A 26,166-nucleotide genomic window follows, 5' to 3' on the forward strand; every position below is an offset into this window, starting at 1 on the left:
GAGCCGCCAGCGACAGCCCGATCTCAGAACGACCGGATAATCCGTCCCAACGTCTCCATGGCCTTTTCCGAAGCTTCGTTCCAAGGGCTGCCGTAGTTCAAGCGAATGCAGTTCCTGAACCGCCGGGTCGCTGAAAATATCGGGCCCGGGGCGATGCTGATGCCTTGGGCCAGAGCCATCTGGAACAATTTCAGCGAGTCTATCTGTTCCGGCAGTTCCAGCCACAGGAAGTAACCCCCGGCCGGGTGGCTGACGCGGGTCTGGGCCGGGAAATGGCGGGCGATGGCGGCGAGCATGGCGCTTTGCTGTTCTTCCAGGGCGTAGCGCAGTTTGCGCAGGTGACGGTCGTAGCCGCCGTGCTGCAGGTAATCGGCGATGGCGGCCTGGGCCGGCATCGAGGCGCACAGCGAGGTCATGAGTTTCAGGCGCTCGATTTTCTGCGCGTAGCGGCCGGCGGCAACCCAGCCGATGCGGTATCCCGGTGCCAGGCTCTTGGCAAACGATCCGCAGTGCATCACCAATCCTTCGGTGTCGAACGCCTTGGCCGGCTTCGGAGCCTGCTGCCCGTAATAGAGTTCGGCGTACACGTCATCCTCGATCAATGGCACCTGATGGCGACGCAACAGCGCCACCAGTGCCTGTTTCCGTTCCTCGGGCATGGTCGCGCCCATGGGGTTCTGGAAACTGGTCATGCACCAGCACGCTTTGATCGGATGGCGTTCCAGGGTTTGCTCCAGTACGTCCAGGTCGATGCCATCGCGCGGATGCACGGGGATCTCCACGGCCTTGAGCTTGAGCCGTTCCAGCACTTGCAGGCTGGCATAGAAGGCCGGTGCCTCGATGGCCACCAGGTCGCCGGGCTCGGTCACGGCTTGCAGGCACAGGTTCAAGGCTTCCAGGGCGCCGTTGGTGACCAGCAGTTCCTCCATGGGTAGCATCAGCCCACCGATCATGTAGCGCAGGGCGATCTGGCGGCGCAATTGCGGGTTGCCCGGCGACATGTCGGTGACCACCACCCGCGGGTCCATATTCCGCGTGGCGCTGGACAGTGAGCGGGACAACCGTTGCAGCGGGAACAGTGTCGGGCTGGGAAAGGCCGATCCGAAGGGCACGGTGCCCGGATCCTTGATTGAATTCAGTACCGAGAACACCAGTTCGCTGACATCGACCTCAGTGGATTCGTGCACCTGGCTACTGATGACCGGCTCGGAAAATGGTCTTGGCGCATGGTTATTGACGAAGTAGCCCGAACGCGGCCGGGCGCGAATCAGACCGCGCCGTTCAAGCAGGTAGTACGCCTGGAACACCGTCGACGGGCTGACGCCGTAGGTCTGGCTGGCGTAGCGCACCGACGGCACTCGCTGTCCCGGTCCCAGCATGCCGGAGCGGATCAGTTCAGCGATGTCGTCGGCGAATTTCTCGTAGCGTTTCATTTCCGGTCCAGTCATCAACGGTTCAGGTTGCGCATCAACTGTGGGGGAGCCTGCTCGCGATGAGGCCAGTACAATCAACCTTGATGTGTCTGACGGTCCGCTATCGCGAGCAGGCTCGCTCCCACAAAAAATAGCTCTGCATCTTAAGGCCTCAGCGATTCATCGGTGCGACAAAGCGGCTTTTCGCCACGCTATGGATGGCAGGTTCGTCGCTGTCGGCCACCTTGAAGACAATTTCCTGTGAACCGCTGCGGGGGTGTTCGCTGAGCATCGCCACCGACACCGGTACATCGACGATTTCCCCCGGCGCCAGGCTCAGCCGGGTCTTGCCCTGCAGGACGAAGTCGTCGCCGTCCACCAGGGAAAGCTGATAGTCCTGGTGTTGCTGGGTCTTATTGATGATCTTCAGGCTGTAGATGTTCTCGATCAGGCCCTGACTGTTTTCGCGGAACAGGCCACGGTCCTTGCTCACGTCCAGGGATACCATGGGCCGCTCCACCAACGCCACCACCAGTGCGGCGATCATCACCAGCAGCACGGCGGTATAACCAATCAGCCGCGGTCGCAGCAGGTGAGTCTTGCCGCCCTGCAACTGACGTTCGGAGGTGTATTTGACCAGCCCGCGGGCGTAACCCATCTTGTCCATGATCGAATCGCAGGCGTCGATGCAGGCCGCGCAGCCGATACATTCCATTTGCAGGCCGTCGCGGATATCGATACCGGTCGGGCAGACCTGCACGCACATCTGGCAGTCAATGCAGTCCCCCAGGCCGAGATTGGCCGGGTTCACGTCGCGCTTGCGGGGGCCGCGGATTTCGCCGCGGGCCGCATCGTAGGAAATGGTCAGGGTGTCCTTGTCGAACATCACGCTCTGAAACCGTGCATAGGGGCACATGTGCATGCACACCGCTTCACGCAGCCAGCCGGCATTGAGGTAGGTGGCTCCGGTGAAGAACAGGACCCAGAACAGGCTGACACCGGCCATCTGCAGGGTCAGTAGCTCTTCGGCCAGGGGGCGGATCGGCGTGAAGTAGCCGACGAAGGTCAGACCGGTGAGCAGGCTGATCGCCAGCCACAATGTGTGCTTGGCCGAGCGGCGCAGCAGTTTATTCAGGCTCCAGGGCGCGGCGTGCAGCTTGATGCGTTGGTTGCGATCACCCTCGGTGATCTTCTCGCACCACATGAAGATCCAGGTCCAGGAGCTCTGCGGGCAGGTGTAGCCGCACCACACCCGGCCGGCGAATACGGTGATCGCAAACAGGCCGAAGGCGGCGATGATCAGCAGCGCCGACAGCAGGATGAAATCCTGGGGCCAGAAGGTTGCGCCGAAAATGTGGAATTTGCTTTCGGCCAGATCCCAGAGCACCGCCTGGCGTCCGCCCCAGTTCAACCACACCGTGCCGAAGAACAGCAGAAACAGCACGCCGGCGCCGCTGATGCGCAAGGTGCGGAACAAACCGCTGAAGCTGCGGGTGTGGATCAGGTTGTCGGTGGTCCTGGCCTTGATCTTCACGGGCGCAGGTTCGAAGGTCTGTATCAACTGGACGGGGATTCTATCGCTCATGGTCGGTCGCTCATCAGCCTTATCTGGCCTGCGCACTATGACCATCGAACTGTTTTCATAACAGACTCAGGTGTTTCGATAAAAACCGGATCAGATGGCCTGGAGGCCAGATACTGCGACAGGTTGAAGCACCCTTATTTCCCCATGGTGAGGGTTTATCTGTGGCGAGGGGATGAATCCCCCGCCACAAGGTGCCCACTTGCCGACAAGGTGGTGCTCAAATCGCCGAGCCGCTGTCGCTGGCCTTGAGGTGCTTGCGCTCATCGGTCGCGCCGGCCACGGTCAAGGCATCAGCTTCAGCCTCGGTGATGTAGACGCGCTCGCCATCGAGCTCCACCGCCGACATGGCCTTATCCGCGTCGGTGATGATCATCAGCTCGCTGGCGCAATAGTGTCTCGGGCCATTGGGGGTATCGAAACTACAGGTCTGGCGGTCGATGGTTACGGTCATGGTGTTGCTCCTTCCTGATGTCCTGAGCGTTAGGCGCCTCCCGCTTGCCAGGGTTCGTTGCGCCGGATCAGCGGTCGGTGCACCTCTGGCGTCCGTTGCGGTCCATCGTTTATCGACTGCATGAGGAGGGGGCGTATGGAGGCGTGGTGGCATCAGGTCTGGATCACCCTGCAATCGGAATTCGCCGACATCGGCGATACCGAACAGATGACGCGGGTCACGGTGCGCCTGCTGATGGCCGCGCTGCTCGGTGGCATTCTGGGGTTCGAGCGTGAACACAAGGGTAAGGCTGCCGGCGTGCGCACCCACATGCTCGTAGCGATTGGCGCGGCGCTTTTCGTGCTGGTGCCGCAGATGTCCGGCTCCCAGGATGACGCCATGAGCAGGGTGGTGCAGGGCGTGATCGCCGGCATCGGTTTCCTGGGGGCGGGCACGATCCTGAAGAACAACCAGGGGGATGAAAGTCACGTAAAGGGCCTGACCACTGCCGCCGGCCTGTGGATGACGGCGGCCATCGGTGTCGCCGCCGGGTTGGGCCGGGAAGCGACCGCAGTGCTGAGCACGTTGCTGGCATTGGCGGTCTTCAGTGTGATGCCGGTGATCGTCCGGGCGCTGGACAAGGATGACAAGCCGTGATCCGGTGTTAAGCCTCAATACAACACCTGTGGGAGCGAGCCTGCTCGCGAAGCGGTATGTCAGTCACAGATGGGGCGCCTGGCATTCCGTCATCGCGAGCAGGCTCGCTCCCACAGGTTCTCCACTACGCTTGTCTTTCACACCCGTTCCGGCGGCGCCTCGTTCGGTGGATCGCCCACCGGCTGCTGTGGGGCGAGTGGAGGGTCTTTCTCCGGAATAGGTTCCGGGTCGGGACCCGGAGGCGGCAGGGTGGGGTCGTCGATATTGGGATCGGGGGTTTCGGCCGGGATGGGAATATTCATCAGGACGGGTCTCCGTGACACACATGGCTTGAGTCGTGCTTACTGCTGTTGACCACCCTGGGCCGGGTTTTATCCCGGTCACCGCCAGGCAAATCCCGCTGAACTTTTCCCTGCCGGTCCGGTTCGGAGTTTAAGTGAGTTCTTTCAGGGACCAATTTTCAAAGACCAGTGGGCCTTCACCGCCATAACGTCCATGGGGCGTAAAAGGAGCGATGCTCGATGACTGCCGAACACCCGACCGACTTGGCGTACAACCCGAATCTACCGCTGTCCCACGCCTTGTTGCTGCCACGTATTGCGATTGAAGACACCATGCCGGTGATCGACGGCGGGCAGTTTGCCGCCAAGGCCGTGGCGGGGCAGGACGTCACGGTGACCAGCAAGGTCTTCACCGATGGCCATGACAAACTGGCCGTGCGAATCCGCTGGCGTGCACTGGACGATGAGGCGTGGAACAGCGAGGTCATGACCGACCTGGGCAACAATGGCTGGCGGGGCCAGTTCAATGTGCCTGCCCAGGGTCGATATGTATTTTGCATCGAGGCGTGGTTCGACCAGTTCGCCAGTTTCTGCTACGAATTGGAAAAGAAGTACAGCGCCGGCGTCCCCATCAGCCTGGAGTTGCAGGAAGGGCGCAATCATGTGCTACAGGCCGCCGAGCGCAGCGAGGGCGAGTTGCGCGAACAACTGGCCGCGTTGCATCACGAGCTTTCGGGGTTGTTGCCGGCCGAGCAGGTGGCCTTGTTCCTCATACCGCACAGTGCCGAGCTGATGTCTCTTGCCGATCACCGGCCTTACCTGAGCATCAGCCCCGAGTACCCGCTGGATGTCGAGCGAGAACGGGCCGAGTTCGCCAGTTGGTATGAACTGTTTCCCCGCTCGATCACTGATGATCCCAGTCGTCACGGCACGTTCAACGATGTGCATTCGCGCCTGGCGATGATCCAGGACATGGGCTTTGACGTCCTGTATTTCCCACCGATTCATCCCATTGGGCGCAGCTTTCGCAAAGGGCCGAACAACTCCCTCACCGCCGGCCCCGACGATCCTGGTAGCCCTTATGCTATCGGTAGCGAGGAGGGTGGGCATGAGGCAATCCATCCGCAACTGGGCAGCCGGGAAGACTTTCGGCGCCTGGTGGCGGCGGCGCAGGCCCATGGCCTGGAAATCGCCCTCGATTTCGCCATCCAGTGTTCCCAGGACCACCCCTGGCTCAAGCAGCATCCGGGCTGGTTCAGTTGGCGGCCGGACGGCACGATCAAGTACGCGGAAAATCCGCCGAAGAAATATCAGGATATCGTCAATGTCGACTTCTACGCGGCGGAGGCAATTCCCAGCTTGTGGACGGAGTTGCGGGACATTGTGGTGGGGTGGGTCAACGAAGGCGTGAAGATGTTCCGCGTCGACAATCCCCATACCAAACCCCTGCCGTTCTGGCAGTGGCTGATCGCTGATGTGCGGGCCCGACATCCCGAGGTGATCTTCCTCGCCGAAGCCTTTACCACGCCGGCGATGATGGCCCGGCTGGGCAAGGTCGGCTATTCCCAGAGCTACACCTATTTCACCTGGCGCAACACCAAGACCGAGCTGGCGACCTACCTCAGCGAGCTCAACCAGTCGCCGTGGCGCGAGTGCTATCGACCGAACTTCTTCGTCAATACGCCCGACATCAATCCGGCTTTTCTCCATGAGTCGGGGCGCGCGGGTTTTCTGATCCGTGCGGCGCTGGCGACCATGGGCTCGGGCCTGTGGGGGATGTATTCGGGCTTCGAACTCTGCGAGTCGGCGCCGGTGCCGGGCAAGGAGGAATACCTCGATTCGGAAAAGTACGAAATCCGGCCGAGGGAATTCACCGCACCGGGCAACATCATTGCCGAAATCGCCCAGCTCAACCGTATCCGTCGCCAGAACCCCGCGCTGCATACGCACCTGGGCCTGAAAATCTACAACGCCTGGAACGACAACATTCTGTTTTTCGGCAAGCGCACGCCTGACGGCAGCAATTTCATCCTGGTGGCGGTCAGCCTCGATCCGCACAACCCCCAGGAAGCCGATTTCGAACTGCCGTTGTGGGAGATGGGCCTGCCGGACGACGCCCAGACCCAGGGCGAGGACTTGATGAACGGGCACCGCTGGACCTGGTATGGCAAGTACCAGTTCATGCGCATTGACCCGGGGTACCAACCGTTCGGGATCTGGCGGATCAGCACGTCTTGAGAGGTTCTATGGCGAGCGCAATGGTGAGGCAACCTGTGGGAGCAAGGCTTGCCCGCGATGAAGCTGACGCGATCTTCCAGAAACCGAGGCGCCTGTATCGCGAGCAAGCTTTGCTCCCACAGACAGATCCTCTTGCCCTAAAGAACAGCGCAAGCCCGTCCCAGCGGCTTTATTGAATTCATCAGGAGTTGCACATGGCGAAGAAACCGCGGTCAGCCACCTTCATCAAGGACCCGCTCTGGTACAAGGACGCGGTGATCTATCAGGTACACGTCAAATCGTATTTCGATTCCAACAACGACGGTATCGGCGACTTTCCTGGTCTGATCGCCAAGCTGGACTACATCGCCGACCTGGGCGTCAACACCATCTGGCTGCTGCCGTTCTATCCATCGCCCCGGCGCGACGATGGTTATGACATTGCCGAGTACCGTGGCGTCAGTCCCGACTACGGCACCATGGCCGATGCGCGGCGTTTCATCGCCGAAGCCCACAAGCGCAACCTGAGGGTCATCACCGAACTGGTCATCAACCACACCTCCGACCAGCACCCGTGGTTCCAGCGGGCACGCAAGGCCAAGCGCGGTTCCAAGGCGCGGGATTTCTACGTCTGGTCCGATGATGACCACAAGTACGACGGCACCCGGATCATTTTCCTCGACACCGAGAAGTCCAACTGGACCTGGGACCCGGTGGCCGGCCAGTACTTCTGGCACCGCTTCTATTCCCACCAGCCCGACCTCAACTTCGATAATCCGCAGGTCATCAAGGCCGTGCTGTCGGTGATGCGCTATTGGCTGGACATGGGCATCGACGGCCTGCGCCTGGACGCGATCCCGTACCTGATCGAGCGCGATGGCACCAATAACGAAAACCTGCCCGAGACCCATGATGTCCTCAAGCTGATCCGCGCCGAGATCGACGCCAACTACCCCGACCGCATGCTGCTGGCCGAAGCCAATCAATGGCCGGAGGACACCCAACTGTACTTCGGCGATGTCGATGCCCAGGGACTGAACGGTGACGAATGCCACATGGCGTTCCACTTCCCGCTGATGCCGCGCATGTACATGGCGCTGGCCCAGGAAGACCGCTTCCCCATCACCGACATCCTGCGCCAGACGCCCGAGATCCCGGCCAATTGCCAATGGGCGATTTTCCTGCGCAACCACGATGAGTTGACCCTGGAAATGGTCACCGACAAGGAGCGCGATTATCTGTGGAACTACTACGCGTCCGACCGTCGGGCGCGCATCAACCTGGGCATCCGTCGACGCCTGGCGCCGCTGGTGGAGCGCGACCGTCGTCGGGTCGAATTGCTCAACAGCCTGCTGCTGTCGATGCCCGGCACGCCGACCTTGTACTACGGTGACGAAATCGGCATGGGCGACAACATCTACCTGGGTGACCGCGACGGTGTGCGCACGCCGATGCAGTGGTCCATCGACCGCAATGGCGGCTTCTCCCGGGCCGACCCGGCCAGCCTGGTGCTGCCACCGATCATGGACCCGCAATACGGCTATCAGTCGGTCAACGTCGAAACCCAGGCGGGCGATCCGCATTCGCTGCTCAACTGGACCCGGCGGATGCTGGCGGTGCGCAAGCAGTCCAAGGCTTTCGGTCGTGGCACCCTGAAGATGCTGTCGCCGAGTAACCGGCGGATCCTGGCCTATACCCGCGAATACACCGGAGCGGATGGCAAGCATGAAATCATCCTGTGCGTGGCCAACGTGTCCCGCAGCGCCCAGGCCGCCGAACTGGACCTGTCGGCTTACGCCGGCATGGTCCCGGTGGAGATGCTGGGAGGTAATGCCTTCCCGCCCATTGGCCATCTGAATTTCCTCCTGACCCTGGCGCCTTATGGCTTCTATTGGTTCGCCCTGGCGGCGGAAAACCAGATGCCGAGTTGGCACGTGGAGCCGGCCCAGAGCCTGCCGGACTTCACCACTCTGGTCTTGAAAAAACGCCTGGAAGAGTTGCTCGAAGCGCCTTCGCGCACCACCCTGGAGCAGACCATCCTGCCGAGCTGGTTGCAGAACCGGCGCTGGTTCGCCGGCAAGGACAGTGCCATCGAGAAGGTCGACATCGTCTATGGCGTGCGCTTCGGTGATCCTCAGCACCCGGTGCTGCTCAGCGAAATCGACGTCACCAGCGGCGGTCAGACGCTGCGTTATCAACTGCCCTTCGGTCTCCTGGCAGAAGATCAGGTCGGCGCGGCGCTTCCGCAACAACTGGCGCTATCCCGGGTCCGTCGGGTGCGTCAGGTGGGGTTGATCACCGATGCGTTCAGCCTGGAAAGCTTCATCCGGGCAGTGCTGAACAGCATGCAGGCGGCCACGGTGCTGCCATGCACCGATGGCGAGTTGCGTTTCGAACCCACCGAGGGGTTGGCTGCGCTGAACCTGGGCGCCGAGCCGCAGGTGCGTTACCTGTCCGCGGAGCAGTCCAACAGTTCGGTGGTGGTGGGCGGCAGCCTGGTGCTCAAGCTGATCCGCAAGGTCGCTTCCGGGGTGCACCCGGAACTGGAGATGAGTGCCTACCTGACCGCCGCGGGTTTCAGCAATATTTCACCGCTGCTGGGTTCGGTGATCCGTCGCGACGCTCAGGGTGACGATGCGCTGTTGATGATCGCCCAAGGCTACCTGAGCAACCAGGGTGACGCTTGGGAGTGGACCCAGAACAACCTTGAGCGAGCCTTGCGCGATGAGCTGGCTGATGCGGTGTCCGAGCAGGAGCAGCATTACAACGCCTTGGGTGAACTGAAGGACTTCGCCGGCATGCTCGGCCAGCGACTGGGTGAAATGCACCAAGTGCTCGCCCAGGCCACCGAGAACCCTGACTTCGCCCCGCAGAAAACCACGGCCAGGGACGCCCAAGCCATCGGCCGCGACGTGGCCGCCCAGGTGGAAAACGCCTTGCGTTTGCTCAAGCAGCACCAAGGCCGATTGAACCCGGCGGACCAAGCCATGGTCGCACGCTTGCTGGAGCAGAAAAAAACCGTCCTGGCCCACGTTCAGGAGTTGGCTGGCAAGGCCGTCGGTGGCTTGCGCATCCGGGTTCATGGCGACTTGCATCTGGGACAGGTGCTGGTGATCAAAGGCGATGCCTACCTGATCGACTTCGAGGGCGAACCGGCGCGGCCGTTGCATGAGCGTCGGGGCAAGCACAGCCCGTACAAGGATGTCAGCGGCGTGCTGCGCTCCTTCGACTACGCGGCGGCCATGGCGATTCACTTGCACACTGTCGACAGCACGGCCGATGCCGACGCGGCGCGGCAACGCGTCGCAGATCGTTATTTAACTGAGGCGCGTCAGGCATTTATCCAGGCATATCGACTGGCGGCAGCTAGTCTTGCCCATGAGTGGAAGGATGCTGAAGGCGAAGACGCCGCGCTGGCGTTGTTCGGCCTGGAGAAGGCGGCCTATGAAGTGGCCTATGAAGCCGAGAATCGCCCCGCCTGGCTGCCCGTGCCGTTGCACGGTCTGTACGGGTTATTGAGTGGGCTTGAACCCTTTTCCGACTTGGGCGGACCGATTTAGTGGAGAGCATCATGAGCGTCTCGAACAAGGAACCACAGGGACAGGCCAAAGAATCTTTGCTGCCGTCCCCCCGTGATATCGACGCGCTGGTGCGTGCCGAACATCACGATCCGTTTTCCATCCTGGGGCCACACGGTGACGGTAGCGGCGGACAGTTCATCCGGGCGTACCTGCCCGGTGCGCTGAGCGTGCACGTGATCGCCCGTGACGGCGCCGAGGAGTTGGGCGAGCTGCATCTGGGCGACACGCCGGGACTGTTCGTCGGCCACTTCGATCATGCCCAGCCTTATCTGCTGCGCACCCGCTGGGCCGGTGGTGAGCAGGTGGCCGAAGATCCCTACAGCTTCGGGCCGTTGCTGGGGGAAATGGATCTCTACCTGTTTGCCGAAGGTAATCATCGCGATCTCAGTTCCTGCCTGGGAGCGCAACTGACCACCGTCGATGGTGTCGACGGCGTGCGGTTCGCCGTCTGGGCGCCGAATGCTCGACGGGTGTCGGTGGTCGGTGACTTCAACGCCTGGGACGGACGCCGGCATCCGATGCGCATCCGTTATCCGTCGGGCGTATGGGAGTTGTTTATCCCGCGCCTGGGGGCTGGAGAAGCCTACAAGTATGAAGTCCTTGGCGCTCACGGCATCCTGCCGCTCAAGGCCGACCCGGTGGCGCTGGCCAGCCAGATGCCTCCGGACACCGCGTCGAAAGTCGCTTCGCCGTTGAAAATCGAATGGCAGGACGGCGAATGGATGCAGCACCGTCGCGAACGCCAGGTGCCCAGTGCACCGTTGTCGATCTATGAATTGCACGCCGGTTCCTGGCAATGCGAAATCGACGAGGCCGGGGAGGTGGCCCGGCAATACAACTGGCATGAGCTGGCCGAGCGGCTCATTCCCTACGTCAAGGAGCTGGGCTTTACCCACATCGAGCTGATGCCGATCATGGAGCACCCGTTCGGCGGCTCCTGGGGTTATCAGCCCTTGTCTCAGTTCGCGCCGACGGCGCGCTTCGGCTCTCCGGACGATTTTGCCGCGTTCGTCAATGCCTGCCACCAGGCCGACCTCGGCGTGATTCTCGACTGGGTGCCGGCGCATTTCCCCACCGACACCCACGGCCTGGCCCAGTTCGACGGCACGGCGTTGTACGAGTATGGCAATCCGCTGGAAGGCTTCCACCAGGATTGGGACACCCTGATCTATAACCTGGGACGCACCGAGGTCCACGGCTTCATGCTGGCTTCGGCCCTGCACTGGTTGAAGCATTTCCATGTCGACGGCCTGCGTGTGGATGCCGTGGCGTCGATGTTGTATCGCGACTATTCGCGCAAGGCCGGGGAATGGGTGCCTAACCGCCACGGTGGGCGCGAGAACCTGGAGGCCATCGATTTCCTGCGCCACCTCAACGATGTGGTCGCTCTGGAGGCGCCGGGCGCGCTGGTCATCGCCGAAGAGTCTACCGCGTGGCCAGGTGTCAGCCAGAGCACGCAACAGGGTGGCCTGGGCTTCGCCTACAAGTGGAACATGGGCTGGATGCACGATTCGCTGCATTACATCCAACAGGATCCTGTGTACCGCGCCCATCATCACAACGAATTGAGCTTTGGCCTGGTGTACGCCTGGTCCGAGCGGTTCGTCTTGCCGATTTCCCATGACGAAGTGGTTCATGGCAAACGCTCGCTGATCGACAAGATGCCCGGTGACCGCTGGCAGAAATTCGCCAACCTGCGCGCCTACCTCAGTTTCATGTGGGGCCATCCGGGCAAGAAGCTGTTGTTCATGGGCTGCGAGTTCGGTCAGTGGCGCGAGTGGAACCATGACCAGCAACTGGACTGGTACCTGACGCAATACGCCGAACACCGTGGGGTGCAGAAGCTGGTGGGCGACCTGAACCGACTCTATCGCGAGGAGCCGGCGCTGCACGATCAGGATGACGCGCCCCAAGGGTTCCAGTGGTTGATCGGCGACGACGCAATGAACAGCGTCTACGCCTGGCTACGCTGGAGCAAGGAGGGCCGACCGGTGTTGGTGGTCGCCAACTTCACGCCGGTGCCTCGTGAGGCCTATCGCGTTGGCGTGCCTTTCGCCGGGCGTTGGGTGGAATTGCTCAACAGCGATGCCGACACCTATGCCGGCTCCAACTACGGCAACGGCGGCGGTGCCTCCACCGAAGCAGTGCCCAGCCATGGCCAGGCGTTGTCCCTTGAGCTGAACCTGCCGCCGCTGGCGGTATTGATCTTGCGCCCGGAGGGGTAGCCTCCTGCGTGATCCGGTAAGTCTGACCTGGCCGAAAGTGGGACGAGCCTGCTCGCGACAGCGTTCGTCACAGCCAACATCGCTCTGACAGTCAGCAGGCAAAAAAAACCGGCGCAACCGAGGTTGCGCCGGTGGTGTTGCCGGTGGCTTTGCGGATATTCGTGGGTCCGCTCAGCCACCGTTGAGCCCGTTGCCGGTTAAGGCCGTTCCAGGGCCAGGGCTACGCCCTGGCCGCCGCCGATGCACAGCGTTGCAAGGCCTTTGCTGGCGTCGCGCTTGATCATCTCATGCAACAGCGACACCAGTACCCGGCAGCCCGATGCACCGATCGGGTGGCCCAGGGCGATGGCACCGCCATTGACGTTGACCTTGTCCATGTCCCACTTCAGCTCCCTGGCCACGGCCAGCGACTGGGCGGCAAAGGCTTCGTTGGCTTCAATCAGGTCCAGTTGCTCCAGGGACCAGCCGGCCTTGTCCAGGCAGCGGCGGGTGGCCGAGACCGGGCCGATGCCCATGATGGCCGGGTCGACCCCGGCGTTGGCGTAGGCACTGATTTTCGCCAGCACTGGCAAGCCCAGGGTCTTGGCTTTTTCAGCGCTCATCAACAGCACCGCCGCCGCACCGTCATTGAGCGACGAAGCGTTGCCAGCGGTGACGCTGCCGTCCTTCTTGAAGGCGGGCTTGAGTTTACCCAGGGATTCGGCGGTGGTGCCGGCCCGTGGTTGTTCGTCGGTGGCAAAGGTCAGCGGATCGCCCTTGCGCTGGGGAATCAGGATCGGCGTGATCTCATCGGCGAAGCGACCACCTTCAATCGCGGCCACGGCTTTCTGCTGGGACGCGGCGGCAAAGGCATCCTGTTCCTCGCGACTGATGCCGTACTTGTCCACCAGGTTTTCGGCTGTGATGCCCATGTGGTAATCGTTGAAGGCGTCCCACAAACCATCGGTGATCATGCTGTCGATCATCTGTGCATGGCCCATGCGCAGGCCCGTGCGTGCGGCCGGCAGCACGTAGGGGGCCAGGCTCATGTTTTCCATGCCGCCGGCAATGATGACGTCGGCATCGCCGCAGCGGATCGCCTGGGCACCGAGGTGCAACGCCTTGAGGCCCGAGCCACAAACCTTGTTCAGGGTCATCGCGGGTACGGCATGGGGCAGCCCGGCCAGAATCGACGCCTGGCGCGCCGGGTTCTGCCCGGAGCCTGCGGTCAGTACCTGGCCTAGAATCACTTCATCGACCTGCTCGCCGGAAAGCCCGGTCTGCTCCAGCAGGCGGCGGATCACCGCTGCGCCGAGTTCCGGTGCAGCAATGGAAGCCAGCGAACCCTGGAAGCTGCCGATGGCGGTACGGGTGGCGGCGACAATCACGACTTCTTGCATCGAATCTCTCCTCACTGGGCAGCGAACTGCATTTCAGGAACATGGTCCGGCACGATCAATTTGCCGGCGGTCTTGGCGACGATTTCCTCGACGCTGACGCCCGGGGCACGTTCTTTCAGGATGAAGGCTCCGTCCTGGATTTCCAGGTAAGCCAGGTCGGTCAGCACGCGCTTGATGCAACCGGCGCCGGTCAGCGGCAGGCTGCAACGGGGCAGCAGCTTCGATTCGCCGTCCTTGGACGCATGGGTCATGGTGACGATGATGTTCTCGGCACCGGCCACCAGATCCATCGCACCGCCCATACCCTTGACCAGCTTGCCAGGGATCATCCACGAGGCAATGTTACCTTCGACGTCCACCTCGAACGCACCGAGTACGGTCAGGTCGATGTGACCGCCGCGGATCATGGCGAACGATTCGGCCGAAGAGAAAATCGATGCGCCGATACGTGCGGTGACGGTCTGCTTGCCGGCATTGATCATGTCGGCATCGACTTCGGCCTCGGTGGGGAACGCGCCCATGCCGAGCAAGCCGTTTTCCGATTGCAGCATGACTTCCATGCCTTCGGGGATGTAGTTGGCGACCAGGGTGGGAATGCCGATACCCAGGTTCACGTAGTAGCCGTCCTGCATTTCGCGGGCGACGCGTTGAGCCATTTGTTCGCGGGAAAGTGCCATGTCGTTATTCCTTCTTTTGGCTGGAGGCTGGGGATCACTTGCGTACGGTGCGCTGTTCGATGCGTTTCTCGAACGTGCCGCAGATGACTCGGTCGACGTAGATGCCAGGGGTGTGGATCTGCGTCGGGTCCAGCTCGCCGGGTTCGACGATCTCTTCGACTTCGACCACGGTGATCTTGCCTGCCGTGGCGGCCAGCGGGTTGAAGTTCTGCGCGGTGTGGCGATAGACCACGTTGCCGAAATGGTCGGCTTTCCAGCCTTTGACGATGGCGAAGTCGCCGGTAATGGACTCTTCCATCAGGTATTGGCGGCCGTGGAATTCACGCACTTCCTTGCCCTCGGCCACCGGAGTACCGACGCCGGTGGCGGTGAAGAACGCGGGGATGCCTGCACCGCCGGCACGCATTTTTTCCGCGAGGGTGCCTTGGGGAGTGAGCTGGACTTCGATCTCGCCGCTCAACAATTGCTGCTCGAAGAGGGCGTTCTCGCCCACGTAGGAGGCAATCACTTTGCGGATCTGCCGGTCTTCCAGGAGCACGCCGAGGCCGAAGCCGTCGACGCCGCAGTTGTTGGAGACCACGGTGAGGTCGCGGATGCCCTTGCGCTTGATCTCGGCGATCAGGTTTTCCGGAATGCCGCACAGGCCAAAGCCGCCGGCAATGACGGTCATGCCGTCCTTCAAGCCAGCCAGCGCTTCTTCATAGGAACTCACACGTTTGTCGAAACCTGCCATAGACACCTCTTTTATTCTTGATGGGGTCGCAATGGGATGCAGTGTTGCGCCAAGTCATATATTTGTTAAGTTGATTTTTAGATTTGATTGATTGATAAATCTCAATAATTACCAATAATCCTGTAGGAGGCCATCCATGACCCTCAAGCAGATCCGTGCTTTTCTGGCCGTGGCCCAGAGCCTGAGCTTCGCCGTGGCCTGTGAGCGACTGCATCTGTCCCAGTCGGCCTTGAGCCTGACCATCAAGGCCCTGGAAGAGGGGCTTGGCGGACGCCTGTTCAGCCGCAATACCCGCAATGTGGCACTGACGCCTGAGGGAGAATCCCTGTTGCCTTTGGCCCGACGGTTGGTTGCCGACTGGGACAACGCCGAGGATGAGATGCGCCAGCGCTTCACCTTGCAGCGCGGACGCGTGACGCTGGCGGCGATGCCTTCGTTTGCCGGCAACCTGTTGCCACCGATCCTCAAGACCTTCCGCGCCCGCTATCCGAATGTCAACGTCACGGTCAACGATGTGATCAACGAACAGGTGCTGGAGATGGTGCGTGATCGTCACGTTGAACTGGGCGTTGCGTTCGAGCCGCTGCAGGGTTCGTCCCTGGCGTTCACGCCGTTGTACCTGGATCGTTTCGTTGCGGTGGTGCCGCTGGATTCACCATTGGCCCAGCGCAGCGAAATCCAGTGGCAGACGTTGCTGGAACAACCGTTCATCACCTTGCAGCGGCCCTCCACCGTGCGGGTGATGCTGGAGGAGCATCTCCAGGCCCGAGGCATGAAGCTGCCGGTGGAGTTCGAGAGCCATCAATTGGCGACGGTCGGACGCATGGTCGCCAGCGGCCTGGGCGTGAGCGCGGTGCCGGCGCTGTGTGTCGGGCAGATGCATGAGCTGGGGGCCCGCTGCATCACCCTGGGCGATCCGGTGGTGGAGCGCGCCATCGGTGTGCTGACCAAACCGGGGCATGAGCTCTCGGCGGCGGCGCAGGCGCTGTTCGATACCTTCAAGGATCAGGATCTGGGTGTTCGATTGGGCATGCGCTGAGCTCAAGACTTGTGGGAGCGGGCTCGCGTCTGTCGTAACGCCTTTCGTCGCCCTGTATCGCGGTTCCTTCAAACTTTCCCACTGCCTGGAACATCCACTTTTATGTGCGGTATTTCAGAACCGTCGTGCTGCGGTGCACTCGACCACGGAAAAGGAGAAGGAAATGGCAACGCCTAAAGAGAACCTGTTGGACTGGCTCAACGACGCCCATGCCATGGAGCAGCAAGCGGAAAAAATGCTCAAGGCCCAGGCCGAGCGGCTGGAGCACTATCCAGTGCTCAAGGCACGCATCGAAGAGCATCTGCAGGAAACCCTCGGGCAACAGAAGCTGGTGGAGCAGTGTATCCAGCGCCTAGGTGGCAGCACATCGATGCTCAAGGACATGGCCGGCAAACTCATGGCTTTCGGTCAGGCGGTCGGTGGCATGACCATGAGCGATGAAGTGGTCAAGGGCGCGATGAGTGGCTATGTGTTCGAGAATCTGGAAATTGCCTCCTACACCGTGCTGATCGAGGCGGCGAAAGCGGCCGGCGATGTCGAGACTCAGCGGGCCTGCGAACAGATCCTGCCACAGGAGATCGCCATGGCCGAATGGCTGCGCGACCACTTGCCGGAGATCACCCAGGCCTTCCTGGAACGTTCTGCCAACCCCCATACCGAAGCCAAGCGCTGAATGTGAAGAGCGGTCGACCCTCAGGGCCGGCCGTTCGCCAACCTGCCGGGTAGAGGAGGCGTATGAATCAGACCAGTGGTGAGGTGCGCGCCATCAATCGACAGAGCGCAATGGTGGGTGTGTACGTGGCGCAGGAGGATGGTCATACCGTGCTCGAGCTGCGTTCGGCCAACGATATCGACGTCGGTGACGTCATGGAATGGAGCAGCGGCACGGCTCTTGGCGTCCAGTCCTACCGCAACCTGACCAAAGGCTGGAGCGCCGAGGTGTATGTGGTCAAGCACGGTATCGCGGCCGCCAATCTCGAGGTCCAGTTGCTGGTGGGCTCCTAGGAGAATAAGCATGAGCGAATCGAAGATGAAATGCGGTTGCCCCGATTGCCAATGCGAGGTGGATCCGCAGCGGATGTTCAACCACGACGGCGAGGCTTATTGCAGCCAGGCCTGCGCAGAGCAGCATCCCAATGGAGAACCCTGTCCGGCCCCCGATTGCCATTGCGGGCGCAGTGGCAAGGTTGGGGAGCGGGACGTCACCAATAAACAACTGGACGACGCGCTGGAGGAAACCTTTCCGGCCAGTGATCCGATTTCTCCCTGATAAACGGCAAATATTTCTCCGGGCAGCGGTGACAGGGTGTCCGGACGCCGCAAGCCGGCCAGTGCGGTGGTGCAAGATAACGCCGGCAGCCCGCGAGTTTTGACTTCCTGGAACGGCGCGAGGCATGGGTGACGAGACCGGTGCAGTGGGGTGCCGGCGCCATCTGGCCTTTGGCGGACGGCGTGGAAAGACACGCACTGTTTATTGAATATTGAGCGATATGGAGGTCCCTCGAAAGACCTTCAGTTATTTGAATAAATTTATCGGCTACCGCTGGTTCGATAGCGTTTGGTTGTACATTTGAAATGACTTTCCAAGTGCTGACCGTTCGTCGCCCTCTGCCGAACTTCGTTCAAACCTTATCGGCATCGGGTTCTCCGAATTACTACGAGCCGACAGGTTCGAGAACAGTAACTAACGAGGTGAATGAAATGGCTAATACAGGCAATAACAACCCTGGCAATTTCGCTAACGATCGTGAGAAGGCATCGGAAGCCGGGAAAAAAGGCGGGCAAGCGTCCGGGGGCAATTTTGCCAACAATCCTGAACGCGCTTCGGAAGCCGGCCGCAAAGGTGGACAGGCGTCCGGCGGTAATTTTGCCAATAACCCTCAACGCGCTGCAGAGGCCGGCCGCAAGGGCGGGCAGGCTTCTGGTGGCAATTTTGCCAACGATCCTGAACGTGCTTCGCAAGCCGGCCGCAAAGGTGGCCAGGCATCGGGTGGCAATTTTGCAAACGACCGGGAAAAAGCTTCGGAAGCCGGCAAGAAGGGTGGCGAAAGCGGTGGTCGTAAGTCGTAATGCACCATGACGTGCAGGCCCTCGGTCCCAAGCCAGGGCCTGCATTGTTAAATATAAAAGATACAGATTGTGGGCCTTTGGCCCTTTGTTCAATGGCTGAAGGTTGGGCGGATACATATTTGCCGCCGATCTTCGTTGTTGCATATGAAGTAAATTAAATTCCTTTCATATATATGCAGATTTTTGTCAGCCCGCCGTTTATCGGTAGGCCCATAAGTTGTGCCCTGATCGAGGAGTTCAATCATGTTTCTACATAACAAGCGACTGCAGTACACCGTGCGTGTGGCAGAACCGAACCCAGGCCTTGCCAACTTGCTGCTGGAACAGTTCGGTGGGGCCCAGGGGGAGTTGGCGGCGGCATCCCGTTATTTCACCCAAGCGCTGTCCGAGGAGGATCCGGGTCGCAAGGATCTGCTCATGGATATTGCCACCGAGGAGCTCAGCCACCTGGAGATCATCGGTTCGATCATTGTGATGCTGAACAAGGGCGCCAAGGGCAAGATGGCCGAAGGCGTGGAAAAGGAAGGGCAGTTGTATCGGGACATCAACGGTGCCGGCAACGACTCTCATATCACCAGCGTTCTGTATGGCGCAGGTTCCCCCCTGACCAACTCGGCGGGCGTGCCTTGGACCGCAGCCTACATCGACACTATCGGCGAACCGACCGCAGACATGCGCTCCAACATTGCCGCTGAGGCCCGGGCGAAAATCGTCTATGAACGGCTGATGAACGTCACTGACGATCCGGGCGTTAAAGAGGCGTTGGGTTTCTTGATGACCCGGGAAATCGCACACCAGTTGTCATTTGAAAAAGCCTTGCATTCCATCCAGCCCAATTTCCCTCAAGGGAAATTGCCAGGCATGCCGGAGTTTACGAATGTCTACTTCAACATGTCCCAGGGCGAGCCCGCGGTGCGCGGCCCATGGAACCAGGGAGACGATTGGGAGTTCGTCGAGAATCCCACGCCGGCGGTGGATGGCGGCGATGGTCTGGCCAGCGTACAGCTGAGTAAAAAAGACGAAGCCCTGTTGATGGACATGAAGGCGCGGACGATGTCCAACCCCGAGAGCGACCCCACCACGGGGGCCGACTTGGGTTCGGGAATGCAAGGTGACAAACTGTAGGAAAGCGGTGGGGGAGCCTGGGCTCCCTCGCTGAACCTTCCATTGGGCCTGGCTAAAGCCTGTAAGGATATTTGATGGACCAGCCGACTTCCCGGATCCGGTCGCCCTGGCGTACCTGGCTGGATCCTCTGCAAAACAACCTGCTGCTGGGTGCGAGCTTCTGGCTCGGGTTGCTGGCTGTCGCCGCGCTGTTGCTCTACAGCGGCTATAACGCATTGGTGGGCGCCGACCCCCGCCATTTGGGCTATGCGGTGTTGGGTGGGACATCCGGATTTGCCGCCACGGCCTTGGGCGCAATCATGGCAGTGGTATTGCGGGATATCTCCTCTCGCACCCAGGACATCATGTTGGGCTTTGCCGCTGGCATGATGCTGGCCGCCAGTTCGTTTTCGCTGATATTGCCGGGCATCGAAGCCGCTCAAGTGATTTGCGGCAATCAGTTGCTTGCCGCGTTTGTCGTGGTGCTCGGCCTGGGGTTGGGCGTTGCGCTGATGGTCGGCCTCGACCGGTTTGTTCCCCACGAACACGAATTGAGCGGTCGGCGTGGGCCGCAAGCCGAGCGTATCAATCGCGTCTGGCTGTTCGTGCTCGCAATTACCTTGCACAACTTGCCGGAGGGCATGGCCATTGGCGTCAGTTTTGCCGGTGGTGACTTCAAGGTCGGCCTGCCCCTCACCACGGCGATTGCCATACAGGACATTCCAGAAGGACTCGCCATTGCCATGGCACTGCGGGTCACCGGTATCAGCACCCTGCGTGCCGCGTTGATCGCGATCGGCTCGGGGCTGATGGAGCCGCTGGGGGCGGTTATCGGCCTGGGCATGTCGTCGGGCGTGGCCGTGGCCTATCCCATCAGCCTGGGCCTGGCGGCCGGAGCGATGATTTTCGTGGTGTCCCACGAGGTGATTCCCGAAACCCACCGCAACGGTCATGAAACTCCGGCGACCCTGGGCTTGATGATGGGGTTCGCGGTGATGATGTTCCTGGATACGGCGCTGGGCTGAAGGGTAATGCCCCGCACAGGGTGGGCCGCCAGCTGCATTGATGTTGCATGGACTGCCGCAATCGCGAGCAGGCTCGCTCTCACAATGGTTCTGAGGTGTTCATGACCGCAGCGTCCACCGCACATCCCCTGTGGGAGCGAGCCTGCTCGCGATTGCGCTGGGTCAGCTTTGTTATTTCCTGCCACCTATACTCAATGCCATGGATGACATGAGTCCGGGGTGGCGCGATCGTGCTGCGTTCGCTGGTGCTGGCCGTTTTGATCGCTATGGCGGGGTGCGCCACGCCCCCGCGCGGCCAGCAGGTGAGCGCGGTTGCCCAGGACACCTGGCGGCAGGTCGACCAGCAGATCATCGCTGCGTCCAAAAGCGCTGTCGGGCAAGCCGAAGTCTATGCTCGCGGGTCGATGGAACATTGGCGGGTGCTGGTGTATGAACGCACCGAGGCTGAGTTCATCCCGTGGTTCAGCAGCTATTGGACCCAGGAATGGATGGCGGTGAAGGTCAGCTGGTACGCCGCCAGTGCCAAGGGCGAAGTGGATTCCGCCTCCAATCGCCTGGCGCTCTATCTTCAAGAGCAATACCGAGAGCGTGTGCTGGAACCGGTGGCCGTGGAGATCGATCCCGAAGCCATCAGGGCCGCCGCGACCAGCTATTACGTACGCCTGCTGGATCAGCAGGTCCGGGTGATCGCACAGAGGCATCAAATTCCGAACGAACTGATGAACCGGCGCCTTCACGGCATTCCCGCGATCAACCTGGGCCCGCCGGCGGCGCGCAATGCTTCGTTGTACGAGATGGTCCACACTGAGCCGCTGAATACCCTGCCGGCCTACGCCGCGTTGATTGATAATGTCAGCAAGGCCGCTCCCACGGGAGCCGGCCCCTCGGATGCGGTGATCGCCACGGTGGCGCAACGTACCAGCGAAAAGATCGAAGCCCAGTTCGCCACCAGAGGTGCGGCCAGCGCGGCTGCCGCCGTGGCCGGGAAGGCGGCGGGGGCATTGATTTCGGTGGGCGTGGCAGGCGTTCGAGCGATCATCCACGAAGGCGAGCGACCGGAAATGGAAGCGCAGATTCGCAAAAGCCTGAGCGCCGCCTTCGATGAGGCCTGGTACAAGTCACTCAAGCATCCCCTCAGTGGTGTACTGGCACCGGTGTACTACCTGGACGAAGAGATCGAAGGCGAGCTGGTAGAGGCGGAGCTGGCGAATCGGGCGGTAGTGTTGCCGGACATCAAACCGTGACGGGCGGGTTCATTCTGCGCCCAGCGTGACGCGACAGCCCTTGCGATGACGGATCTGCTCGTCCGAGGGGCGCTCCCTGATGAATTCGAAACGCGGCTCACCTTCGCTGTAGATCACCAGCCAGCCCCATTCCAGCTCGCTTTCGTCCTGCCCCGGCTTGGGCGGCGATGCCCACCAGGGTTCTTTTTGCATGATCTGACGCATCGTATCCTCCTGCCGGTTGGTCTTTCACTATAGACCGCTCGATTGTTTGCTCTGTGGGAGCATGGTTTGCCCGCGAGGCAGCGACTCGGTTCCAGGAGGGGCCGCATGGACTTCATCGCGGGAAAGCCTCGCACACAGCTACTCTCCTTCCCAGCGAAAGGTGAGCGGCTTGATACATGAGTGTGCTCTGATCCCGTCCGCCAGCGTCTAGGGTCTGTATCCCCGCACTCGAACGGGGAATGACTGGACCCCCGCATATGCAAGCACTGTTGAACGAGATCCTCGATGCGGTTCGCCCCCTGATCGGTCAGGGCAAGGTGGCCAACTACATTCCGGCCCTGGGCAGCGTGCCTGGCAATCAGTTGGGCATTGCCGTGTATGGCAACGATGGCGAGATGTATTGCGCAGGTGATGCCGAAACGCCATTTTCAGTACAGAGTATTTCCAAGGTATTCAGCCTGGTGCAGGCCATCGAGCACTCCGGCGAAGCCATCTGGGAGCGTCTTGGGCATGAGCCGTCCGGCCAGCCATTCAACTCCCTGGTGCAACTGGAGTTCGAACGCGGTCGCCCACGCAACCCGTTCATCAACGCCGGTGCCCTGGTGATCTGCGATATCAACCAGTCGCGTTTTGCCGCCCCTGCGTTGTCGATGCGCGATTTCGTGCGACGTCTGTCGGGCAATCCCCAGGTGATGGTGGATGGCAAGGTTGCTGAGTCGGAATACCAGCACCGTGCCCGGAATGCGGCGATGGCTTACTTGATGCAATCGTTCGGTAATTTCCATAACGACGTGGAAGCGGTATTGCGCAGTTATTTCAGTCACTGTGCGTTGCGAATGAGCTGCATCGACCTGGCCCGGGCGTTCTGCTTCCTGGCCAACGACGGCTTCTGCAAGCACAGCGGCGAACAGATCCTGAGTCCCCGCCAGACCCAGCAGGTCAACTCCATCATGGCGACCAGCGGGCTGTACGACGAAGCCGGCAATTTTGCTTATCGTGTCGGCCTGCCTGGCAAGAGCGGTGTGGGTGGTGGGATTGTCGCCGTGGTACCGGGACGCTTCACGGTGTGTGTCTGGTCGCCGGAGCTCAATGCCGCCGGAAATTCCCTGGCCGGCATGGCGGCGCTGGAATTGCTCAGCCAGCGAATCGGCTGGTCAGTGTTCTAGCAGCCTGCGTGGCTCATTCGAGTACAGGTCACCAGGCCGAAAAAATGGCCCGTTCCTGATGGAGGAACGGGCCATTTTTTTCAACTGAAATCAGCAGAAGCGATCGATGACTTGCACTTGCGAAGTGTTTTGCATCGACTGCCAGGCCTGGGTCAGCGTTTGCAGCACGCGACCGATGAAGTCCTTATCGGCCGCAGCCTTCTTGCCCACGTAACCTTGGCCGCGGCGGTACATCTTCAGTCGGGCGCACAGGTCTTGCTGGTTCTGTTCGAACTCGTCTTCGTGAGTGTAGGGCGACAGGCAGTCCATATGGACCTGGCCAGTCTTGCTGATCCACAGGATATGGCTGTCGAGTGTGTCCTTGTGTGCTGCGAACATGCGAGCCAGTTCATCAATAGATGGTTGATTGTTCAGATTCATGTGTAAGCCCCTTGACCATTTGGTTGATCTGTCTGGTGGTTCGCAAAGATTTCGCTTCTCGGTAAGTGCCTGCCTGCTACCGAAACCAGGCCGTCAGCGTTCGTCCGTCAGACTTCGACGGGGTCGTGCATCGGTTGTGTAGTGCTATCGAAGGGCTGCTACGCAAATGCGTTACAACGGAGAGAAACAGCGAAGAACCTTAAGGCAGTGTCAACTTTCGAGGGTCGACCACGCGCGTCATGAGGACCTTCACCGACGTTTCTCGTCCTTGTTACCGGACGGTCATGCCAGGTCAGCACCTTCAATCTGCCTTGTGGGCAGTCCCTTATCCAAAAAACAGCTCGGCGGTCAGACGAGCTTGCTCAAACGGTTACCTGTACTCCCGATCGGGGAGACGTCTGCATCATGCAAGGGCTAATCGGCGACGTCAACGGTTTTGTAGTGATTATTTTTGGTCACTACATATTGTCGGACAAAATGGTTTGGGTATGAAAAATCTTGGAGCGCGCAGTGGGGGCAGGTCAGGTTTTGGATTATTTGTGGCGAGGGGATTTATCCCCGCTGGGCTGCGAAGCGGCCCCAAGTGAGTCGCCTCAATCTATCTGATATACGAGGTGTTGGTGTTTAGGGCCGCTTCGCGCCCCAGCGGGGATAAATCCCCTCGCCACAAGGTGCTTCAGGTTGTTTTGGCTTTGGCGGGCTTGCGCTTGACCGGCTTGCGCTTTTTCTTCCAGGGCGCAGCGGCGCGGCCGGCAGGGCCGCTGATGGTCAGGCTCATGCCCTGGCAGCGGGCGATGTGCTTGCTCATCCAGGCGGCTTGCCGAGTGACAAATTCTTCCAGGCTCATCTCACCGCTTTGCACCATGTCCAGCGCCTGCTCCCAGATGGCGGTGGTGCCTGGGTCAGCGATGGCGCGGGGGACAGCATCGATCAGGCTGAAGGCCGCCGGGGTCGCGGACAAGGCCTTGCCGTTCTTCACCAGGTAGCCGCGATCGAGCAAGCCCTGGATGATCGAAGCTCGGGTCGCTTCGGTGCCGATGCCGGTGGTGTCCTTGAGCTTCTGCTTGAGCAGTGGATCCTCCACCAGTTTGGCGACGTTCTTCATCGCCTTGATCAGGTCGCCTTCGGTGAACGGCTTGGGAGGCTGGGTCCACAGGTCCTTGAGGGTCACTTCGTCCACGTCACAGCCGTGACCTTCGGCCAGTGCTGGCAAGGTTTGTGGCTGCGCCGCTTCACGTCCTTTGGCAGGGGCCAAGGCTTCGGGCAAGGCGCGTTTCCAGCCGGGCTCGACGATCTGCTTGCCCACGGCCCGCAGCGCCTGGCCGGCGCAGTCGAAGTCGGCCTGGGTCCGGTCGTATTCATGGTTGGGCAGGAACTGCGCGAGGTAGCGCGCGCGAATCAGTGTATAGACGGCCCGTTGCTTGCCAGCGAGCTTGTCGAGGTTCTTCGCCGCGGCGGTGGGAATGATGCCGTGGTGGGCGCTGACCTTGGCGTCGTTCCAGGCCCGGGACTTGCGTTGCGGTTGCAGGTGTTCACGCAGCGGCGCGAGGCCCGGGTCGGCCTGGGCGAGGGCAGCCAGGATGGCGGGGGCTTCGCTGTGCTGGCTCAAGGGCAGGTAGCCGCAATCGCTACGGGGATAGGTAATGACTTTGTAGGTTTCGTAAAGCGACTGGGCGATATCCAGGGTTTCCTGGGCGCCGAGACCGAGTTTCTTCGAGCAGATTTCCTGCAGGGTGCCCAGGTCGAATGGCAGCGGTGCCGCTTCGCGCAGGCGTTCGGTGCGAACCTTGGTCACCAGGGCGGTATGGGCGTTGCTCATGACTTGGGCGGCATCGCGGGCCAGGGCCTGGTTCAGGCAGCGCTCCTGATCGTCGCAGGCGTCAGGATCGGCACGCCATTGGGCCGTGAAAGCGGTGCCAGCGTGGCGCAGTTGCACATCGATGGCCCAATAGGCGACCGGCACGAAGTCGGCGATGCTGCGGTCGCGGTCCACCACCAGTCGCAGGGTGGGCGTCTGTACCCGGCCCACCGGCAGCACACCCTGGTAACCGGACTGCCGCCCCAGCAAGGTGAACAGGCGACTCATGTTCATGCCGATCAGCCAGTCGGCCCGGGAGCGGCCCAGGGCCGAATGATACAGGTTGAAGGTTTCGGCTCCCGGCTTGAGGGCGGCCAGGGCCTTGCGGATCGAGGCTTCGTCGAGGGCCGACAGCCACAGCCGCTGGATCGGCCCGCGATAGCGGCAGTGTTCCACCAGTTCCCGGGCGATCATTTCGCCTTCCCGGTCGGCGTCGGTGGCGATCACCAGTTCCTTGGCTTCCCCCAGCAGGCGCTTGACCGCCTTGTACTGGCTGGCGGTCTTTGGCTTGACGGTCATTTTCCATTGCGCCGGCACGATGGGCAGGTCGGCCAGTACCCAGCGCTTGTAGCGGGCATCGTAGGCGTCGGGTGGGGCGGTTTCCAGCAGATGGCCGATGCACCAGGTCACCGTGACATTCGCGCCCAGCCAACAGCCGTCACCGCGCCGTGTGGCGCCGAGCACCGCAGCGATGTCCTTGGCCTGGGACGGTTTCTCACACAGGTACAACCGCATAACGCCCTTTTCCTGAGCAGGTTTCATGGGGCGATAGCATGGTCAGGGATCGGCCCGAGAGCAAGCTTTATCTGTATGGATATACAGACAAAGCGTTGCGCTGCGTTTGGAGCGTCCGGGGTGA

The 26,166-nt window shown here is 61.1% G+C and carries 23 protein-coding genes; 13 read left to right on the forward strand and 10 right to left on the reverse strand.

Annotated features, from left to right (window positions below; translation table 11 throughout):
* Positions 1-23: 23 nt before the first annotated feature.
* From mapR to AD665_RS07410, 3 genes are all read right to left on the reverse strand, one after another.
* Positions 24-1,433 carry a GntR family transcriptional regulator MpaR gene (gene mapR, locus AD665_RS07400; RefSeq protein WP_053191554.1) on the reverse strand — a complete coding sequence of 470 codons (1,410 nt, stop codon included), beginning with the start codon at positions 1,431-1,433 and terminating at the stop codon, positions 24-26.
* A gap of 151 nt (positions 1,434-1,584) precedes the next feature.
* Positions 1,585-2,997, reverse strand: coding sequence for a cytochrome c oxidase accessory protein CcoG (gene ccoG, locus AD665_RS07405; RefSeq protein WP_024781347.1), 1,413 nt, complete (start codon positions 2,995-2,997; stop codon positions 1,585-1,587).
* Positions 2,998-3,214: 217 nt separating this feature from the next.
* Positions 3,215-3,448 carry a DUF3203 family protein gene (locus AD665_RS07410; RefSeq protein WP_024781348.1) on the reverse strand — a complete coding sequence of 78 codons (234 nt, stop codon included), beginning with the start codon at positions 3,446-3,448 and terminating at the stop codon, positions 3,215-3,217.
* Positions 3,449-3,583: 135 nt separating this feature from the next.
* On the opposite strand from AD665_RS07410, the gene AD665_RS07415 reads away from it, so the two are divergent.
* Positions 3,584-4,084 (forward strand): MgtC/SapB family protein, encoded by a 501-nt coding sequence (locus AD665_RS07415; protein ID WP_024781349.1) that lies wholly within the window; start codon positions 3,584-3,586, stop codon positions 4,082-4,084.
* Between the two features lie 137 nt (positions 4,085-4,221).
* Here AD665_RS07415 and AD665_RS27570 read toward each other — a convergent pair whose 3' ends face one another.
* On the reverse strand, positions 4,222-4,386 hold the full coding sequence (locus tag AD665_RS27570; RefSeq protein WP_167355733.1) for a hypothetical protein: 165 nt from the start codon (positions 4,384-4,386) through the stop codon (positions 4,222-4,224).
* Positions 4,387-4,605: 219 nt separating this feature from the next.
* Here AD665_RS27570 and AD665_RS07420 point away from each other — a divergent pair, with 219 nt between their 5' ends.
* The 3 genes from AD665_RS07420 to glgB all read left to right on the forward strand — a co-directional run bounded on the left by AD665_RS07420 (position 4,606) and on the right by glgB (position 12,388).
* Positions 4,606-6,603, forward strand: coding sequence for an alpha-1,4-glucan--maltose-1-phosphate maltosyltransferase (locus tag AD665_RS07420; RefSeq protein ID WP_053191556.1), 1,998 nt, complete (start codon positions 4,606-4,608; stop codon positions 6,601-6,603).
* Positions 6,604-6,797: 194 nt separating this feature from the next.
* Entirely contained in the window at positions 6,798-10,142 is a 3,345-nt protein-coding gene (gene treS / locus AD665_RS07425) for a maltose alpha-D-glucosyltransferase (RefSeq protein WP_024781351.1), read from the forward strand.
* Between the two features lie 11 nt (positions 10,143-10,153).
* Complete coding sequence (gene glgB / locus AD665_RS07430) at positions 10,154-12,388, forward strand: 1,4-alpha-glucan branching protein GlgB (protein WP_024781352.1); 2,235 nt, start codon at positions 10,154-10,156, stop codon at positions 12,386-12,388.
* Between the two features lie 197 nt (positions 12,389-12,585).
* Here glgB and AD665_RS07435 read toward each other — a convergent pair whose 3' ends face one another.
* The 3 genes from AD665_RS07435 to AD665_RS07445 are packed head-to-tail and all read right to left on the reverse strand — an operon-like array spanning position 12,586 to position 15,177.
* Entirely contained in the window at positions 12,586-13,767 is a 1,182-nt protein-coding gene (locus AD665_RS07435) for an acetyl-CoA C-acetyltransferase (protein ID WP_024781353.1), read from the reverse strand.
* Positions 13,768-13,778: 11 nt separating this feature from the next.
* Positions 13,779-14,444: a CoA transferase subunit B gene (locus AD665_RS07440; protein WP_003180355.1), complete on the reverse strand. Its 666-nt coding sequence runs from the start codon at positions 14,442-14,444 to the stop codon at positions 13,779-13,781.
* A 34-nt stretch (positions 14,445-14,478) separates the two neighbouring features.
* Positions 14,479-15,177 (reverse strand): CoA transferase subunit A, encoded by a 699-nt coding sequence (locus AD665_RS07445; protein WP_041023642.1) that lies wholly within the window; start codon positions 15,175-15,177, stop codon positions 14,479-14,481.
* Positions 15,178-15,313: 136 nt separating this feature from the next.
* On the opposite strand from AD665_RS07445, the gene AD665_RS07450 reads away from it, so the two are divergent.
* The 8 genes from AD665_RS07450 to AD665_RS07485 all read left to right on the forward strand — a co-directional run bounded on the left by AD665_RS07450 (position 15,314) and on the right by AD665_RS07485 (position 21,659).
* Positions 15,314-16,216, forward strand: coding sequence for a LysR family transcriptional regulator (locus AD665_RS07450; RefSeq protein WP_024781355.1), 903 nt, complete (start codon positions 15,314-15,316; stop codon positions 16,214-16,216).
* 163 nt (positions 16,217-16,379) lie between these two features.
* The gene (locus AD665_RS07455; RefSeq protein WP_024781356.1) at positions 16,380-16,889 is read left to right on the forward strand and encodes a ferritin-like domain-containing protein; all 510 of its coding nucleotides are present in this window, start codon (positions 16,380-16,382) and stop codon (positions 16,887-16,889) included.
* A gap of 62 nt (positions 16,890-16,951) precedes the next feature.
* A complete protein-coding gene (locus tag AD665_RS07460) occupies positions 16,952-17,221 on the forward strand; it encodes a hypothetical protein (protein ID WP_024781357.1) in 270 nt (89 codons plus the stop codon).
* 10 nt (positions 17,222-17,231) lie between these two features.
* A complete protein-coding gene (locus AD665_RS07465) occupies positions 17,232-17,486 on the forward strand; it encodes a metallothionein (RefSeq protein WP_392397177.1) in 255 nt (84 codons plus the stop codon).
* 431 nt (positions 17,487-17,917) lie between these two features.
* Positions 17,918-18,286 carry a con-10 family general stress protein gene (locus AD665_RS07470; protein ID WP_024781359.1) on the forward strand — a complete coding sequence of 123 codons (369 nt, stop codon included), beginning with the start codon at positions 17,918-17,920 and terminating at the stop codon, positions 18,284-18,286.
* A gap of 243 nt (positions 18,287-18,529) precedes the next feature.
* On the forward strand, positions 18,530-19,411 hold the full coding sequence (locus tag AD665_RS07475; RefSeq protein ID WP_024781360.1) for a manganese catalase family protein: 882 nt from the start codon (positions 18,530-18,532) through the stop codon (positions 19,409-19,411).
* Between the two features lie 74 nt (positions 19,412-19,485).
* A complete protein-coding gene (locus AD665_RS07480; protein ID WP_053191558.1) occupies positions 19,486-20,415 on the forward strand; it encodes a ZIP family metal transporter in 930 nt (309 codons plus the stop codon).
* Between the two features lie 230 nt (positions 20,416-20,645).
* The gene (locus AD665_RS07485) at positions 20,646-21,659 is read left to right on the forward strand and encodes a hypothetical protein (protein WP_080996571.1); all 1,014 of its coding nucleotides are present in this window, start codon (positions 20,646-20,648) and stop codon (positions 21,657-21,659) included.
* 9 nt (positions 21,660-21,668) lie between these two features.
* On the opposite strand, the gene AD665_RS07490 is transcribed toward AD665_RS07485, so the two are convergent.
* Positions 21,669-21,863, reverse strand: a complete 195-nt coding sequence (locus tag AD665_RS07490; RefSeq protein WP_024781363.1) for a hypothetical protein — start codon at positions 21,861-21,863, stop codon at positions 21,669-21,671.
* Between the two features lie 257 nt (positions 21,864-22,120).
* Between AD665_RS07490 and glsB the strand changes: the two genes are divergently transcribed.
* Complete coding sequence (gene glsB / locus AD665_RS07495; protein ID WP_024781364.1) at positions 22,121-23,029, forward strand: glutaminase B; 909 nt, start codon at positions 22,121-22,123, stop codon at positions 23,027-23,029.
* A 90-nt stretch (positions 23,030-23,119) separates the two neighbouring features.
* On the opposite strand, the gene AD665_RS07500 is transcribed toward glsB, so the two are convergent.
* Positions 23,120-23,449 carry a hypothetical protein gene (locus tag AD665_RS07500; protein WP_024781365.1) on the reverse strand — a complete coding sequence of 110 codons (330 nt, stop codon included), beginning with the start codon at positions 23,447-23,449 and terminating at the stop codon, positions 23,120-23,122.
* A gap of 676 nt (positions 23,450-24,125) precedes the next feature.
* The gene (locus AD665_RS07505) at positions 24,126-26,042 is read right to left on the reverse strand and encodes a DNA topoisomerase III (RefSeq protein WP_024781366.1); all 1,917 of its coding nucleotides are present in this window, start codon (positions 26,040-26,042) and stop codon (positions 24,126-24,128) included.
* Positions 26,043-26,166 lie beyond the last annotated feature (124 nt).

The sequence above is a fragment of the Pseudomonas corrugata genome, from assembly GCF_001269905.1.
In the GTDB taxonomy this organism is placed as follows: domain Bacteria; phylum Pseudomonadota; class Gammaproteobacteria; order Pseudomonadales; family Pseudomonadaceae; genus Aquipseudomonas; species Aquipseudomonas corrugata.